Source organism: Kitasatospora sp. NPDC032150 (assembly GCF_055579945.1).
This window is the reverse complement of record NZ_JBVIMH010000012.1, coordinates 125,874-141,063: the sequence shown is the minus strand read 5'-3', so window position 1 is coordinate 141,063 and position 15,190 is coordinate 125,874. Positions and strand designations below refer to the sequence as shown.

General features: G+C 71.7%; 12 protein-coding genes, 1 tRNA gene and 1 pseudogene. 2 read left to right on the top strand and 12 right to left on the bottom strand.

Annotated features, from left to right (window positions below):
* Positions 1-10 precede the first annotated feature (10 nt).
* The 11 genes from ACZ5ON_RS16670 to ACZ5ON_RS16620 all read right to left on the bottom strand — a co-directional run bounded on the left by ACZ5ON_RS16670 (position 11) and on the right by ACZ5ON_RS16620 (position 12,125).
* Positions 11-1,180 carry a polyprenyl synthetase family protein gene (locus tag ACZ5ON_RS16670; protein ID WP_465592178.1) on the bottom strand — a complete coding sequence of 390 codons (1,170 nt, stop codon included), beginning with the start codon at positions 1,178-1,180 and terminating at the stop codon, positions 11-13.
* Positions 1,177-2,574 (bottom strand): hydroxysqualene dehydroxylase HpnE, encoded by a 1,398-nt coding sequence (gene hpnE / locus ACZ5ON_RS16665; RefSeq protein WP_465592175.1) that lies wholly within the window; start codon positions 2,572-2,574, stop codon positions 1,177-1,179. Before hpnE ends, ACZ5ON_RS16670 begins: the two co-directional genes overlap by 4 nt.
* A gap of 166 nt (positions 2,575-2,740) precedes the next feature.
* Positions 2,741-3,598 carry a presqualene diphosphate synthase HpnD gene (hpnD, locus tag ACZ5ON_RS16660; protein WP_465592355.1) on the bottom strand — a complete coding sequence of 286 codons (858 nt, stop codon included), beginning with the start codon at positions 3,596-3,598 and terminating at the stop codon, positions 2,741-2,743.
* Between the two features lie 41 nt (positions 3,599-3,639).
* Positions 3,640-4,575, bottom strand: coding sequence for a squalene synthase HpnC (gene hpnC / locus ACZ5ON_RS16655; protein WP_465592172.1), 936 nt, complete (start codon positions 4,573-4,575; stop codon positions 3,640-3,642).
* A 138-nt stretch (positions 4,576-4,713) separates the two neighbouring features.
* Positions 4,714-5,529 (bottom strand): ABC transporter ATP-binding protein, encoded by an 816-nt coding sequence (locus ACZ5ON_RS16650; protein ID WP_465592352.1) that lies wholly within the window; start codon positions 5,527-5,529, stop codon positions 4,714-4,716.
* Positions 5,530-5,536: 7 nt separating this feature from the next.
* Positions 5,537-6,505 (bottom strand): ABC transporter permease, encoded by a 969-nt coding sequence (locus ACZ5ON_RS16645; RefSeq protein ID WP_465592169.1) that lies wholly within the window; start codon positions 6,503-6,505, stop codon positions 5,537-5,539.
* A 138-nt stretch (positions 6,506-6,643) separates the two neighbouring features.
* Positions 6,644-7,564 (bottom strand): glycosyltransferase family 2 protein, encoded by a 921-nt coding sequence (locus tag ACZ5ON_RS16640; RefSeq protein WP_465592166.1) that lies wholly within the window; start codon positions 7,562-7,564, stop codon positions 6,644-6,646.
* Positions 7,561-8,391, bottom strand: a complete 831-nt coding sequence (locus ACZ5ON_RS16635) for a CDP-alcohol phosphatidyltransferase family protein (RefSeq protein WP_465592163.1) — start codon at positions 8,389-8,391, stop codon at positions 7,561-7,563. Before ACZ5ON_RS16635 ends, ACZ5ON_RS16640 begins: the two co-directional genes overlap by 4 nt.
* Positions 8,369-9,430: an iron-containing alcohol dehydrogenase family protein gene (locus tag ACZ5ON_RS16630; RefSeq protein WP_465592160.1), complete on the bottom strand. Its 1,062-nt coding sequence runs from the start codon at positions 9,428-9,430 to the stop codon at positions 8,369-8,371. The genes ACZ5ON_RS16635 and ACZ5ON_RS16630 overlap by 23 nt, the downstream gene beginning before the upstream one ends.
* Entirely contained in the window at positions 9,418-10,173 is a 756-nt protein-coding gene (locus ACZ5ON_RS16625; protein ID WP_344635789.1) for a phosphocholine cytidylyltransferase family protein, read from the bottom strand. Before ACZ5ON_RS16625 ends, ACZ5ON_RS16630 begins: the two co-directional genes overlap by 13 nt.
* Positions 10,170-12,125, bottom strand: coding sequence for a DUF5941 domain-containing protein (locus tag ACZ5ON_RS16620; RefSeq protein ID WP_465592349.1), 1,956 nt, complete (start codon positions 12,123-12,125; stop codon positions 10,170-10,172). Before ACZ5ON_RS16620 ends, ACZ5ON_RS16625 begins: the two co-directional genes overlap by 4 nt.
* A gap of 620 nt (positions 12,126-12,745) precedes the next feature.
* Between ACZ5ON_RS16620 and idi the strand changes: the two genes are divergently transcribed.
* The gene (gene idi, locus ACZ5ON_RS16615; RefSeq protein WP_465592157.1) at positions 12,746-13,393 is read left to right on the top strand and encodes an isopentenyl-diphosphate Delta-isomerase; all 648 of its coding nucleotides are present in this window, start codon (positions 12,746-12,748) and stop codon (positions 13,391-13,393) included.
* Positions 13,394-13,798: 405 nt separating this feature from the next.
* On the opposite strand, the pseudogene ACZ5ON_RS16610 reads toward idi, so the two are convergent.
* A pseudogene (locus tag ACZ5ON_RS16610) lies at positions 13,799-14,341 on the bottom strand (ATP-binding protein); the annotation flags it as partial.
* Between the two features lie 494 nt (positions 14,342-14,835).
* Between ACZ5ON_RS16610 and ACZ5ON_RS16605 the strand changes: the two are divergent.
* A tRNA-Leu gene (locus ACZ5ON_RS16605) sits at positions 14,836-14,923 on the top strand.
* Positions 14,924-15,190 lie beyond the last annotated feature (267 nt).

The window sequence follows — 15,190 nt, the reverse complement described above, 5'->3', positions numbered from 1 at the left end:
TCACTTGACGTCACCTCTCTCGTACCACCACGAATTCGGCGAGTGCGACGAAGTGCCGGCGCACCGCGTCGGTCATCGGCACCTCGTCCAGTGCGGCGAGGGCAGTCGTGTGCTGGCGGCGGGCCTCCGCCTGGGTCCAGGCGCGGCCGCCCGCCTCCTCGATCAGGGCCGCGCGGGCGGCGAGCACCTGCTCGCTCTCCTCGCCGCGTCCCTCGGGGTCGGCCAGCTGCTCGGCCAGCCGGCGGGAGGCGCTGCCGCCCTCGGCCAGCGCGGCGGCGACCGGCAGCGACTTCTTGCGCTGACGCAGGTCGCCCCAGTGCGGCTTGCCGGTCACCTCGGTGGCGCCCCAGATGCCCAGCAGGTCGTCCACGGCCTGGAAGGCCAGGCCCAGGTGGTGGCCGTAGCGCTGGAGCGCGTCGGAGACGCGGTCGTCGGCCCCGGCCAGGACGGCGCCGATCGCGGAGGCGGCGGCCAGCAGGGCGCCGGTCTTGCCGCCCTCCATGTCCAGGCACTCCTCGACCGTCACGGCCTCGCGTGCCTCGAAGGCCACGTCCTTGGCCTGCCCGTCGATCAGCTTCCGGGTGGCGGTGGTGATCAGACGGACCGCCCGGGCCGCGTCGGCCGCGCTCGCGCCACCGGTGACGGCGGCGTCCAGCAGTACCTCGGTGCCCAGCGTGGCCAGCGCGTCGCCGACCAGGATCGCCTGGGCCGGGCCGAACACCGTCCACGCGGTGGCCCGGTGCCGCCGGGTCTCGTCACCGTCCATCAAGTCATCGTGGAGCAGCGAGAAGTTGTGCACCAGTTCCACCGAGACGCCGCCAGGCACTCCGGTCTCGGCCGGCGCACCGGCCGCCTGCGCCGAGAGCAGCGCCAGCGCGGGCCGGACGGCCTTTCCGCCGTCCCCCGCGACCGGCTTGCCGTCCCGGTCGATCCAGCCGAAGTGGTACGCCGCCACCGTGTCCATCGGTGCGGCCAGCCGGGCGACCGCGGCGCGCAGCGGCGGGGTGCACAGGCTCCGGCCGCGGGCCAGCAGCTCCGGCACCGAAGCGGCCTCCTCGACCGTCGCGGCCGCGGCCGATGCGGAGCGAGCCTCCACGTGTCCTCCCTCTCCGTCCGGACGCCGGGCCCCTCTGGCAGGCCCGCCTGGTGCGATGTCAGTAGTGCTGGGGCCCGCTGTCATCGGGGCCACCTCCCGTCCCCTCGGTCGACCGGGATCCGCCCGGTCCCGGCCAGCGCGGCATCGGCCGCGGCATGGCCGCTGCGCACCGCGCCCTCCATGGTCGCGGGCCAGCCGGTGGCGGTCCACGAGCCCGCCAGCAGCAGCCCCGGGACAGCCGTCCGGGCCGCGGGGCGCAGCGCGGCGGTGCCCGGTGCCGGGTCGAAGGTCGCGGTGCGCTCGCGGGTGACGAAGAAGTCCAGCACCTCCGCCTGCCGTGCGCCCGGGATCAGCCGCTCCAGCTCGGGCAGGTAGCGCGCCCGCAGCTCGGCCACCGGCAGGTCGATCTCGTTCCCGGCGTCGGACTGGGACAGCGCCAGGTACTGGGCACCCGGTACGGCCAGACCCGAGTGCGCCGTACGGTCGAAGACCCACTGCACCGGGGAGCCGAGCGCCGCGAAGAACGGGCGGCGCAGCAGCCGCCGGTCGTAGACCACGTGGACGTTGAGGATCGGCGACGTGCCGAGCTCGGCGAGCCGCCCCTGCCGGGGGATCGCGCCGGCCGGCAGCAGCGCGGCGGCGCTGTCCTGGGCGCCCGCGAGCACCACGGTGTCGGCGGTGAGCAGCTCGCCGCTCTCCAGCCGGACGGCGTGCCGGTCGGCTGGCTTGAGCTCGGCGGCCCGGCTGCGCAGCAGCACCCGCACGCCCAGGCGTTCCAGTTCGGCGAGCGCCGCGTCGTGGTGGATCTCGCCGAGCGGGACGGCGGCCATGCCGATGTCCGAGGCCCCGGGGTCGGAGAGCAGCCCGGTCTTGAAGACCATCGCGGCCAGCGCCAGCGAGGTCCGGTCGGCGGTGGCGTTCAGGGTGGCGACGCCGACCAGGTCCCACAGGGCCTCGACGGTGGCCGGGGTCTGACCGTGGCGGCGCAGCCAGTCGCCGAAGGAGAGCTCGTCCAGCGCCGGGTCGGCCAGGTCGAGCAGCTGCAGCGCGAGCGCGGCGCGCACCACCCGCAGCCGGTCGGCCGGGCCCAGGTGCGGATAGGTGGCCAGGCTGCGGGTGAGGTGCAGCGGTACCGGCAGGGCGTCCCGGCGCAGCCGGCCGAAGTCGCGGCGGCCGCCGGTGCCGAGCCCGAGGACGGGGACGTCCAGGCGCGGCTGAAGATCCACCAGTCGGCCCGCGCCCAGCCGGTCGACCAGGCCGCGGTAGGCGGTGCAGCAGCGCAGGAAGACGTGCTGGCCGTTGTCGACGGTCAGCCCGCCGCGTTTGAAGGAGAAGGCCAGGCCGCCGAGCCTGGGCCTGGTCTCCAGCAGGGTGACCTGCTGACCGGCCTCGGCCAGCCGCAGTGCGACGGTGATCCCGGCCAGGCCGCCCCCGACCACCACGGCGCTGCGGCGGGCGGACGTCCGCTGCCCGGTCATCTGCCCCTCCCCCCGCCGTCGTTCGGCTGTTCGCTCATGGACACCACGTGCCCGCCCAGGGCCGTCGCACACCCGCCGACGGACGTCGGACGTGCGTTTACGGGCAGCCCGCCGAACCGTTTCCGTGATGTTGCGCTGACACAGCGTGACATAACTTCCGAGAGAATCAAGAACGCCCTCCGGCGAGCCCGGACAGCGCCACGTATGCCTTCTCCCAGCCCGGCAGCGAGACGCGGCCGCGCAGCACCGACTCGGGATCGGCGGCGATCCGGCCCAGCAACCGGTGGTAGATGCCCGCCATGGCGGCGGTGGAGGCCCGGCTGCGGCGGTCCAGCATCGGCAGCAGCCGCAGGCCCTCCTCGAAGCAGCGCTGGGCGCGTTCGGCCTGGAAGGCCACCAGCCCGGCGAAGTCGGCGCCCCTCGGGGGCCTGGGCAGGGCGAAGCCCTGCTCGCAGCCGAACCTGGCCAGGTCCTCGCTGGGCAGGTAGGTGCGGCCGTTGAGGGCGTCCTCGCGCAGGTCACGGAGGATGTTGGTGAGCTGGAGGGCCAGGCCCAGGGTGTCGGCGTACTCGGCGCCGAGCTCCGGGTCGTCGCAGCCGTACACGCCGAGCGAGAGCCGGCCGATGGAACCCGCGACGCAACGGCAGTAGACCTTGAGCTCCTCGAAGGTCTGGTACTCGGCGCCCTTGAGGTCCATCTCGACGCCGTCGATCAGTTCGTCGAGGGCTCCGAGCGGGATCGGGAAGCGCCGGGCGGCGTCCGCCAGGGCGACCTTGATCGGGTCGGTGTCGTCCACGCTGACGGCGCCGGAGCGGATCTCGTCGAGCAGCTCGCGGGTGCGCCCGAGCTGCTCGGCCTTGCGCTCGGGCGGCAGGTCGCCGTCGCCGATGTCGTCGATCCGGCGGGCGAGCGCGTAGAGCGCGGACATGGCGTACCGCTTGGCCTCCGGGAGGAGCCGGATGCCGTAGCTGAAGTTGCGGGCCTGCAGGGCGGTGACCGCCTCGCAGTACCGGTACGCCGCCATGACCTGAGCGGACGCCAGTGGTGATGCCGCCACGCGGGCGTTCACCTTCCCTTCGCGAAGAGTCTCGCCGCCTTCACTGCGAGGCGGCGCTTGTCCGGCTTCGGCTGCTGGGCCAGGACGTCGTACCCGGCGGCCTCGATGGCAGCCAGGGCCGCGTACCCGCCTGCGGTGAATCCCGCCAGCAGCAGTCGGAGCCTCCCGGAAACCGTACCTACCAGCGGTGCGCCGTGATCGAGCAGGGTCCGGGCCCGGTCCACCTCGAAGGCCACCAGGTCACGCACCCGGGGTCCGGCGACCGGCCGGGCGAGGTCCTGCTCGGTGACGCCGAAGGCGTCCAGGTCCTCGGCGGGCAGGTAGATCCGGCCGCGACCGAGGTCCTCGGCGACGTCCTGGAGGTGCTCGATCACCTGCAGGGCGCTGCAGATCGCGTCGGAGTAGGCGATCCGCTCCGGGGTGGCCACGCCCGCGATGGCGAGCACCAGGCGGCCGACCGGGTCGGCGGAGAGGGTGCAGTAGTCGAGCAGGTCGCGGTAGGCCGGGTAGCGGGTGACGGTCTGGTCGACCCGGTTGGCCTCGATCAGCCGGCGGAACGGCTCGGGGGTGACGGCGTGCCGGCCGATCAGCGGGACAAGTGCGCGCATCAGCGGGTGGTGCGGCGCCGGGGCGTCCGGGGTGAGCGCCGCCTCGAAGGCGCGATCCAGGTCCCGTTCGAGTCCGTCCAGCAGGGCGAGCCGGAAAACGGTCCCGTCTTCGGCCGAACGGGTGAACGGTACACCCAGCAGCTCGGCGACCCGGCCCGGGTCCGCCAGATCGCCGTCACCCGCGTCGTCCACCAGGCGGGCGAAGCCGTACACCGCCATCAGATCGGTGCGCCAGGCGGCGGGCAGGAAAAAGGGCGCGACCGGGAAGTTCTCCAGGTCCGCCTTCTCGAGCGTGGCGCCGTCTGTCTGGTTATCGGATTTAGCCGAAGCTGCCACTACCGTCACTCCCCCGTTCTACACCGGCCCGGTCCACCGGCCCATACCGGACACGCACCCGAGCCTTTGGGCACAGCCGAAGGGCCGGCACCAGGGACGTTTCCGCCCCGGCACCGGCCCCCGCCGTACCGGCTCAGCTCAGGCCCGGTTGTGCTTCTCGTACTCGCGGACGACCTCGTCGGTGTGGCCGTCCATCATGAGCTCACCCTTCTCGATCCAGATGGTGCGCTCGCAGGTGTCCCTGATCGCGTTGTTGTTGTGGCTGACCAGGAAGACCGTACCGGCCTCCTTGCGCAGCTCGCGGATGCGGGCCTCGCTGCGCTTCTGGAACTTCTGGTCACCGGTGGCCAGCGCCTCGTCGATGAGCAGCACGTCGTGGGTCTTGGCCGCCGCGATCGAGAACCGCAGACGGGCCGCCATGCCCGAGGAGTACGTGCGCATCGGCAGCGAGATGAAGTCGCCCTTCTCGTTGATGCCCGAGAAGTCGACGATCTCCTGGTACCGGGACTCGACCTCCTTGGGCGTCATGCCCATGGCCAGGCAGCCCAGGATGACGTTTCGGTCACCGGTCAGGTCGTTCATCAGCGCGGCGTTCACGCCCAGCAGGGACGGCTGGCCGTTGGTGTAGATCGCGCCCTTCGCCGTCGGCAGCAGGCCCGCGATGGCCGCCAGCATGGTGGACTTGCCGGAGCCGTTGGAGCCGATCAGGCCGACCGCCTCACCCTTGTACGCGGTGAAGCTGAGGCCGCGCACGGCGTGCACCTCGCGGATGGCGGGCGAGCGCTTCTTGGCGATCAGCCGGCTCAGCGCCGAGGTGGCGCTGCCCTTGCCGGAACCGGCGCCGTGCACCTTGTAGACGATGTGGACGTCGTCGACGACCACGGTGGGGGTCCGAGCCGGCTCGGAGGACGCGGTCTTGGGCGTGTCCTGGCTCGCCCCTCGGAAGTTGCTCATCGCGATGTCAGCCACGGCCGTACTCCTCCTCTGCCTTCCAAAAGAACACGAAACCGGCCACGAAGACCACCACGGCCCAGGCGGTGGCGGTGAACCAGATGTGGTGCGGCAGGGTCAGGTGCTGCGGCAGCGCGTGGCCAGCGTGGTCCTTGCCACCGTGGTAGTAGTGCTTGCTGAAGCTGTCCGGCATGAACGCGTAGCGCATCAGGTCCATGTAGATCGTCGCCGGGTTCAGCGACATGACCGTCTTGGCCAGCGGCGGCCAGCTCGCGATGGCCCCCTGGATGCTGTACATCACGCCGGAGACGTACATCCAGGTGCGCAGGATGAACGGCATCAGCTGGGAGATGTCCGAGGCCTTGGAGCCGACGCGGGCCATGATCATGGCCAGACCGGCGTTGAACAGGCACTGCAGCAGCAGCGCCGGGATGATCAGCAGCCACGTCATGTGCGGCATCTGGCCGTTCGCCAGCACGATGCCGACCAGGACGACCATCGAGATCAGCAGCTGCTGCAGCTGGATCACGGTGAAGGCCACCGGCATGCAGGCCCGGGGGAAGTGCAGCGCCCGGATCAGCCCGAGGTTGTCGGCGATCGAACGGGTACCGGCTTGCACGGCGCTCTGCGAGAACTGGAAGACGAAGACGCCGACGCAGAGCCAGGCGAGGTAGACCGGGATGCTGTCCCGGCTCTTCAGCATCACACCGAAGACCAGGAAGAACACCGAGCAGTTCAGCAGCGGCGTGAGCACCTGCCACAGCTGGCCCAGCTTGGCGGTCGTGTACTGAGCGACCAGGCGGGCCGTGGCGAAGGCCAGGATGAAGTGGCGCCGCGCCCACAGCTGCTTCACGTATGCGGGCAGACCGGGCCGCCTGCCGCTGACCTCCAGGCCGTACTTGGCCGCGAGTTGCTTCGGGGTCAGGCCCGCATCAGCCCCACTCGGTGTGGAGAGGCTGAAGTCACTCACTGTTGACACATTCGTCCTTCACGGGATCGGATATCGGGCCCGCCGCCGGGGGGAGCGGCGACGGGCCTGCGGATCCACTGGGATCTCGGGGGGATTGTCCGGTCGGCAGTGGGGCTGCCGCCCTGATGTGATCAGTTGCTGATGCGATCAGATGATTGGCGGTCTGCCCAACCTGGTCAGTCGCCATACAGTACGCCATCGCATCGGTCGTCGCGGACCGCAGGGTTCGCTCCAACCAGCCCGGAAACCGCCCACCCAGGACTTCAGCGCGTCGCCCGAGGGACGGCGGGCCAGAGTGAGCAGCAACCAGGTTCCCAAGTAGAGAGGCACGAACGGGGCCGGAAGGTTCCGTCGCGCCAGCCACACCCGGTTCCGGGCCACGTTGTGGAAGTACGTGGCGTGCCGGGCCGGGGATGTCGTGGGGTGGTGCAGCACGATGTCCGCGCGGTAGTCGATCTCCCAGCCGGCGTCCAGCGCGCGCCAGGCGAGGTCGGTCTCCTCGTGCGCGTAGAAGAACTCGGCCGGCAGCTGGCCGGCCTGCGGGAAGACCGCGCTGCGCACCGCACTGGCGCCGCCGAGGAAGGTGGTCACCCGGGAGGAGCGCAGCGGGTCGCTGGCCCGAAGCCGGGGGACGTGCCGGCGCTGGGTGACGCCGGTGTCCGGGTCGGCGATCCGGAAGGAGACGATGCCGAGCTTCGGGTCGGCGGTGAAGGCTTCGCGGAGCAGCCGGGCGGAGTCCTTGTTCGGCAGGCGCCCGTCGTCGTCCAGGAAGAGGACGGCGTCCACCTCCCGGCCGTCCTCGCCGAAGAGCTCGATGCCGACGTTGCGCCCGCCGGGGATGCCGAGGTTCTCGGGCAGTGCGACGGTGCGTACGTCCGCGGGCAGCGGGGGCAGCGGGGCGCCGTTGCCGACCACGGCCAGCTCGACGGCCGGGCCCTCCTGGTTCCGCACCGACTCGATCAGAGCGTTCAGCTCCTCGGGTCGGTTGCCCATGGTGATGATGACCGCGCCGAGGCGGAAGTCGTCTGCGCCCCGCCCGCCCGCCGCCGGGCGACCCGGCGCGCTCATCGCAGCCTGCTGGAGAGGACGATGCTGAGCAGGTGCAGGACCGTCTGCAGCATGGCGATCGCGGCCAGGATCACCACCGCCAGGCGGGTGAAGAGCAGCCCGCCGTGGACGGTGTCGGCGATCCCGGCGGCCAGGATGAACAGCGAGGCCTCGACGGCGCCCACCAGGCGGTGGAACTTGAGGAAGGACGCGGCACGGCGGGCCTTGGCCACACCGGAGGAGCGCGGCACCGAGGCGCTGTCCTCCACCGCGGTCATCCCGCTGCGGGCGCGGGCCACGTCGACCAGGTCGGTCTCGGACTTGATCAGGATCGCGCCGAGCGCGGCCAGCGTGCCCAGGAAGGCCCACTCCCAGTGCGAGGCGTGGCCCTGGCGGTGCAGCAGGTCGCTGGCCCGCAGGCCGAGACCGGTGAGCAGCGCGGCCTCGGACATGTAGTGGCCGACCCGGTCCAGGTAGACACCGGTGAGCGAGGTCTGCCGCCGCCAGCGGGCGACCTCGCCGTCGACGCAGTCCAGCAGCAGGTAGACCTGGATCAGGAAGGCGCCCAGGACGGCCCCGGTGATGCCCGGGAGCACCAGGGCGGCACCGGCCAGGATGCCGGTGAACATCATCAGGTAGGTCAGGCCATTGGGCGTGATCGCCGTCATGGTGGAGAGCAGGCGGGTGATCCGCAGGGAGATCTTCCGCATGTACCAGCGGCCGGCCCAGTGCTCGGCACTGCGCCGTTGGAGCATGCCCTCCGGGTGGATGACGGCCCGCAGCTCCTCGATCGAGGGCCGGACCGTGAGATCGACCGCGGCGCGGTCAGTTGTTGACGGCATGGACATAGTCGGCGTACGCGTCCCTGATGTCGGAGGGAGAGAGATCGAGGTGTTCCAGGATGGTGAAACGTCCCGGACGAGTGTTCGGAGCGTAGTACACCGCCTCGGTGAACTCCGCCTCGGTGAACCCGATCTGAGCCGCGGTGACCGGCAGCCCGTGGCACCGCAGGCGGTCCACGATCAGGCCGGTCAGCTCGCGCTCGCCCCGCAGGTGGCTGGCGAAGGCGGCACCGAGGCCGACCTGCTCGCCGTGCTGGGCGGAGCGCTTGGGGTACAGCACGTCCAGGGCGTGCGAGATCTCGTGGCAGGCGCCCGAGGACGGCCGGGTGCTGCCGGCGATGTTCATCGCGATGCCGGACAGTACCAGGGCCTCCGCGAGGCAGGTCAGCAGGGACTGGTCGGCCAGCTGGCCCGGGTGGCGGAGCAGGTTCTCACCGGCCGAGCGGGCCATCGCGACCGCCAGGCCGTCCACCTTCTCGCCGGTGACCTCGTGCGAGAGCTCCCAGTCGGCGCAGGCCGAGATGTTGGAGATCACATCGCCGATGCCGGCCGCGACGAAGCGTGACGGCGCCTCGCGGATCACGTCCAGGTCCACCACGATGCCGATCGGGCTGGGCACCCCGTAGGAGCCGCGGCCCGCGTCGTTGTCGAGGGTGGAGACGGGCGAGCAGATGCCGTCGTGCGCCAGGTTGGTGGCCACCGCGACCAGCGGCAGGCCGACCCGGGCCGCGGCGTACTTCGCCGCGTCGATGATCTTGCCGCCACCGAGGCCGACCACGGCGTCGAAGTGCCCCGCCCGCATCGCGTCCGCCAGCCGTACCGCGCTGTCCAGGCTGCCGTCGACGACCTCGAACCACTCGGCGTCCGGGAGCAGCGGTTCCAGCCGCTCCCGGAGCACCGTGCCCGATCCGTTGCTGATCGCCACCGCTATCCGGCCGGAGGCCGACAGCCGCTGGTCGGCGAGGATGCCGCCGAGCGCGTCCAGCGCGCCCGGGCGGATCTCCACGAAGACCGGCGACGGCAGCAGCCGGGTCAGTACTGGCACGCGATCTCCCGCGCCTTGTTCAGGTCGTCGTGGTTGTCCACCTCGACCCAGGAGACCTCGCCGATCGGCTGCACGTCGATGCGCAGGCCGCGGTTGACCATCTCCTGGTAGCCGTCCTCGTAGTACAGCTGCGGGTCGCGCTCGTAAGTCGCCTTGAGGGCGTCCGCGAGGGCGTCCTTGGCAGACGGGTTGATGATCGTGACGCCGATGTACTCGCCGGTCGCCTCGGCCGGGTCCATCAGCTTGGTGATCTTCTGCATGCCCTTGGCCGGGTCGACGACGACCTTCATCTCCTCGTCGGCCAGCTTCTTCACGGTGTCCAGGGCGAGCAGGATGCCGGGGGCGCCGCCCTCCTTGATCATCCGGTCGTTGCCGTCCAGCATGGTGCGTTGGACCGCGGCCGGGTGCACGGTGTCCCCGTTGGCGAGCAGCAGGCCCTCGCCGAACAGGTCACGGGCGCACCACAGCGAGTAGGCGTTGTTCCACTCCTCGGCCTTGTCGTTCTCGACCAGGGTGAGCTTGACGCCGTACTTCTGCTCCAGCGCGTCCTTGCGGTCGTACACCGCCTCCTTGCGGTAGCCCACCACGATCGCGGCCTCGCGCAGACCGACCTCGGCGAAGTTGCCGAGGGTGAGGTCCAGGACGGTCCGCTCCCCGTCGACCGGCACCAGCGCCTTGGGCAGGGTGTCGGTGTACGGGCGGAGCCGGCGGCCGGCGCCGGCTGCCAGAACGAGGCCGATCATGCGGTGTCTCCTGATTCATCGTGTTCTGCGGTGGCGTCGCCGAGGACCCAGTAGTGGATGCTCTCCGCGACCACGACCAGGGCGAGCAGGCCTGCCAGGGCCACCAGGACGACCTGCAGAGCATGCGCCCCGGCGGTCTGGTGACCGATCGGCCCCTCGGGCCTGCCGTGGTAGACGAGCGCCGCCACCAGGGTGACGAGCAGTGCCCGGCCCTCCTGTCCGCCGGTCACTCGCACCAGCCACCTGGCCGGCGCTCCGGTGCCGCCGCGCAGGCGGTACACCGTGTCGTAGTGATGGTAGGCGAAGGCGGCGACCAGCCCGAACGCGGCCGGGAGGGCAGCGGTGTCCAGCTTCAGCGCGAGCGCCAGCACGGTCAGGTACTCGCCCGCCCGGAAGAACGCGGGGGCGAGCCAGTCCAGCGCGCCGGTGAGCCTGCGGGCCAGCACCAGCGAGCTGAGCAGCACGTACAAGCCGGCGGCGGCGACCGCCTGCCAGGTCCCCGCGGTCAGGTACGCGGCGGCCGGCAGCCCGGCGGCCGCGACGGCGGCCAGCAGCGGCACGGCCAGGCCCGGCAGGAAACGCGCCACGGGGCGGAGCACCGGGGCCAGCAGCTCGGTGAGCACACCGCCGTCGGCCAGGATCGCGACCTCCCGGGCGGCCCGGTCCTCGCGCGGGCGGCGGCGGTTGATCGAGCGCAGCACCCGTCCTGCGGTGGTGTAGCAGCAGGCCAGTGCGCAGCCGGCGAGCAGCACCGACAACGTGATCCGGGGGGTGGTGCAGGCCGTGAGCAGAGCTATCAGGGCCCAGCGCTCGCCGATCGGCAGCACGATGATCCGGCGGGCCCAGACCGTCCAGCCGACCCGGTCCAGGCGGTTGGAGAGCTGCGCGGTGGGGCTGGTGTTGGTGCCCTGCTGCTTGGTGCCGGCGGTGACCGGGTTGCGCGAGGTCTCCTGGTCGGCCGCCATGAAGGCGAAGTCCACGCTGTGCCGGAAGGTCATCAGCGTCATCGCCGCCAGCGACAGCGCCCAGACGTGGTCCCCGGTACGGGCCGCGCCGAGCGCCAGGCCCGCGTAGAAGGAGTACTCCTTGGCCCGGTCGAAGGTCGCGTCCAGCCAGGCGCCCACCGTGGAGTACTGCAGCGAGTAGCGGGCGAGCTGCCCGTCGGTGCAGTCCAGCACGAAGGAGGCGAGCAGCAGCACGCCGGCGGCTATGTAGCCTCCCCGGGTGCCGGTGGCCGCCAGGCCCGCCGCGATCAGCGCGGTGAGCAGGGAGGCGGTGGTCACCTGGTTCGGGGTCAGGCCGCGCCGGGCGCACCAGCGGGCGATGTAGCGCGAGTAGGGGCTGACGAAGAAGGTGGTGAAGAAGCCGTCCCTGGCCTTCACCGCCCGGCGCAGCCGGACCGCCTCCTCGTCCACCCGGGCCACGGCCGCGCGGGCCGCGTGCAGCTCGTCGTCGTCACCGGGGACGGTGGCCACCAGCGTACCGAGCTCGGGGCGCTGGACGGGCAGCCCGTGCTGGGCGAGGGCGTCCGCGAGCTGGTCGGGCAGCGGGCTCTCGTACCGGTCGGACCAGCCGTACCGCGCGGTGCCGTACGGGTCGGTGCCCTGGGGGGCGGTGCCGTAGCCGTCGGCGTAGCCGCCGTAGCCGTTCTGGTACGAGTCGCCGGTGCGCTGCTGCGGCAGCTGCGGCTCGGTGCTCAGGCGCTGGACGGCCGTGGCGAGGGCGGCCCGGGCCTCCGCGCCGGAGACCACCATCGCGCCGGGGACGGCGGCGGCCGGGAAGCGGGGGTCGGTCAGCGCGAGCCGGAGCGAGTGGCGGTGGCCGACGAAGCCGGCGTCCACCACGGCCAGGCGCTCGCCCGGGCCGACGGAGGAGACCAGCGCGGCGAGCTGTGCGGCGTCGTGCGCGCGCAGGACCCGCCGGAAGCCGATGGCGGCGAGATCGGCACCCAGGTCGCCCTGGAGGGCCTCGGTGGCCGTGGCGGCCGCCGTGGCCGTCGGGGCGGTGGCGAGCGGCGCCGCGGTCACCGCTGCGGCGTTCCGGCCACGGCCGGATCCGGCGGGCCTTCCGTGCGCGAGCAGCTCGGGGCCGGTCACGATCACAGTGGACAGCGGAACTCACTCCCTGGCGATGGTGTGCGGTCCGGCCACAACGGTGTGCGGTGGGACGAATGGGGGCTTCTGGACGTACGAATGCAGCGGCGGGCGGTACCGGACGAGCATTTCCGGGACCAGGCGCACCGACCGAGGCTACCCGACGGGTGATTCGCCCTCGAAATGGCAGCCGGCAGCCAGCAGGCCGCGCTTATCAACAGCTGGCGCACCGGCCCGCGCAGATCATCATTCCGGACCGCGGGCCCTGCCTTCAAGCCGCACGCCTGCCCCCATGCGACCGTGACCTGACAAATCAGCAGACAGAAGGTGAACAGAGCAGGGCTCAGATGATCACGAATCGAACGCGCAGGCTGGAGATCCTGGCCTTCCACGCCCCCGTGTGCGTCGGATGGTCCGGCCCTGTGGGCCATGGGGCAGACTGGGCCACCGACGCAACCCCCCGTGCCGAAAGAGGCCCCATGCCGGAGAGCCGACCGACCAGCCAGACGCAGTTCGCGAACCAGAGCGCGGCAGCCTCGTCCCCGTCCCCCGCAGCGCCCCCGACTCCTTCAGCCCCGGGCTCCCCCGCCCCGGAGATCCTGCTGGAGCTCGTCGACGACGACGGTGTGACCATCGGCACGGCCGAGAAGCTCTCGGCCCACCAGCAGCCGGGCCGCCTGCACCGCGCCTTCTCCGTCTTCCTGTTCGACCGTCAGGGACGGCTGCTGCTCCAGCGCCGGGCACTGGGCAAGTACCACTCGCCCGGCGTCTGGTCCAACACCTGCTGCGGTCACCCGTACCCGGGTGAGTCGCCGTTCGCGGCCGCAGCACGGCGCACCACCGAGGAGATCGGCACGGCCCCCGCACTGCTCTGCGAGGCCGGCACGGTCCGCTACGACCTGCCGGACGAGACCTCGGGCCTGATCGAGCGCGAGTGGAACCACCTGTTCGTCGGCCTGGTCACCGCGCCGCTCTCGCCGGACCCCGACGAGGTGGACGAGACCCGGTTTGTCACCGCGGAGGAACTGAAGGCACTGGAGGCCGAGAAGCCGTTCTCAGTGTGGTTCCGGACGGTCTTCGAGGCCGCGCTCCCGGGGATCCGGGAGATCGCCGGGCGGGACTGGTAGGTCCGGTACTTCCGGGCGGGGCTGGTGGTTCCGGGCGGGGGTAGTTCCCGGCGGCGCCGGCCTGCCCGGTTCGAGGCGTCGGGGTATCGGGGGATCAGGGGGCGCCGGATCGGCTCGGTGCGCGCGGGCCCGACCCGGGTCGTGACTTGCGCCGACTCGTGCCGACCCCTGACGGCTCACAGTTGCTCGCGCGGGCTCACGCCGGCACCGGCTCACACCAACTCATACCGGCTCACACCAACTCATACCGGCTCACGCCGGCTCACACCGGCTCACACCAGCTCACATCGGCCATAGGCCACTGCAGCCCGGCAGTCCGTCCACGACTGCCGGGCTCTGCACGGCCCCCGGCTCGGCGGCCGCCGAGCCCGCTCCGGCCCCGCCGTCCGCAGCGCCCGCAGGGCCCCCGGGTCCGGTGGGAAGCGGAAGGGAGGCCCAGATCACCTTGCCGCCCTCCCCCGTGCACTCGACGTCGCACACCCCGCCAGCCTGCAGGGTCACGCTCTTCACCAGCAGCAGCCCGCGGCCGCCGAGCTGGCCCTGGTCGCTGTCCAGGGCCTTGGGGCGGTGCGGATGGCCGTCCTCCACCGAGATCCGCACCCAGCCGTCCTCGATCGCCAGCTCGGTGGTGAGGTAGGGCGAGAGCACCGCGGCATGGGTGACGGCATTGCCCACCAGCTCGGAGACGATCAGCAGTACGTCGTCGACCAGCTCCTGGTACCGCTCCGCCGCCAGCCCCTGGGCCAGTAGCCGGTCCCGCACCGCATGTCTGGTCTGGGGCACCGAGGCCTCGTGCGCGACCGCCGAGAACCGCCAGACGCCCTCGATCGGCAGCCCCGGTTCTCTGCCCGGCGGTTCCGCTGCCGACCGCTCCGCCGCCGACCGCTCGGCCGTCTCCGCACGCTCCTCCGTCGCAGGCCTCGTCGCGGGTTCCGCCGCCCCGCTCATCTGCTCCACCTCAAGCCGCCCTTCGCGCAGGTGATGGGAGGCGTCACCGGGCGGCCCGGACACCGGCCCTCGGGAATCGGGCGCTCCGCTCAGGCTCCCTTGGTCACCAGAGGCTAGGGAAACCCCGGCCGGCCGCGGGGCATGGACTGGAACTGGACCACCCGAAGCCCATTCCTGATCGGATCCTGACTATTTCCGGTGAATTCTGCGGCGATTGTGCTCGCCCAACAGCCGAAACATTCACCCCGCCGACGCCGACCCCCGCACCCCGACACCCCTCCCTCACCCCGGCCCACTCCACCGCCCAGCACTCCCCCGTCCTGACACACCGCCGCCTTCTACCCTACTCGCCCACCTATGCCCGTTTTCTCCTGATTACGCCGACCGACCCCTCACCGCACGACAGATACGCAGGTGAGAAGCACTCCAGAAGCCTGGTAATGTTCTCTCCGTCGCCACGGGGCGCAGGAAGAAAAACCCGAGGCACACACCCTGTCCGGGTGGCGGAATGGCAGACGCGCTAGCTTGAGGTGCTAGTGCCCTTTATCGGGCGTGGGGGTTCAAGTCCCCCCTCGGACACCAGCAGAGACCCCAGTTGATCTGGGGTCTTTCTGTTTCTAGGCACTGGGCGCGACCAACAGGGCCAGGAACGGGCTGGACCAGACCGGTCAGACCCGTGCGCCACACGCTCCCACACCCGCCTCGACTGACGAGGTCCGGGCCCTACCCGGGGTGTAGGTCACTCTCAACCGCTCCGGCGTGGGCCGTCCCGCCACCGTCTACACACTGGTCGAGGCGGAGGCTGATCACTCTCCGCTCGGCCGGCCGCGACCCCAGCGTGACGAACGC

Coding starts and splice junctions, on each gene's coding strand:
- ACZ5ON_RS16670 (WP_465592178.1), bottom strand. CDS start 1,180: ATGACAGCGGGCCCCAGCACTACTGACATCGCACCAGGCGGGCCTGCC.
- hpnE (WP_465592175.1), bottom strand. CDS start 2,574: ATGACCGGGCAGCGGACGTCCGCCCGCCGCAGCGCCGTGGTGGTCGGG.
- hpnD (WP_465592355.1), bottom strand. CDS start 3,598: ATGGCGGCGTACCGGTACTGCGAGGCGGTCACCGCCCTGCAGGCCCGC.
- ACZ5ON_RS16650 (WP_465592352.1), bottom strand. CDS start 5,529: ATGAGCAACTTCCGAGGGGCGAGCCAGGACACGCCCAAGACCGCGTCC.
- ACZ5ON_RS16640 (WP_465592166.1), bottom strand. CDS start 7,564: ATGAGCGCGCCGGGTCGCCCGGCGGCGGGCGGGCGGGGCGCAGACGAC.
- ACZ5ON_RS16635 (WP_465592163.1), bottom strand. CDS start 8,391: ATGTCCATGCCGTCAACAACTGACCGCGCCGCGGTCGATCTCACGGTC.
- ACZ5ON_RS16625 (WP_344635789.1), bottom strand. CDS start 10,173: ATGATCGGCCTCGTTCTGGCAGCCGGCGCCGGCCGCCGGCTCCGCCCG.
- idi (WP_465592157.1), top strand. CDS start 12,746: ATGCCGGAGAGCCGACCGACCAGCCAGACGCAGTTCGCGAACCAGAGC.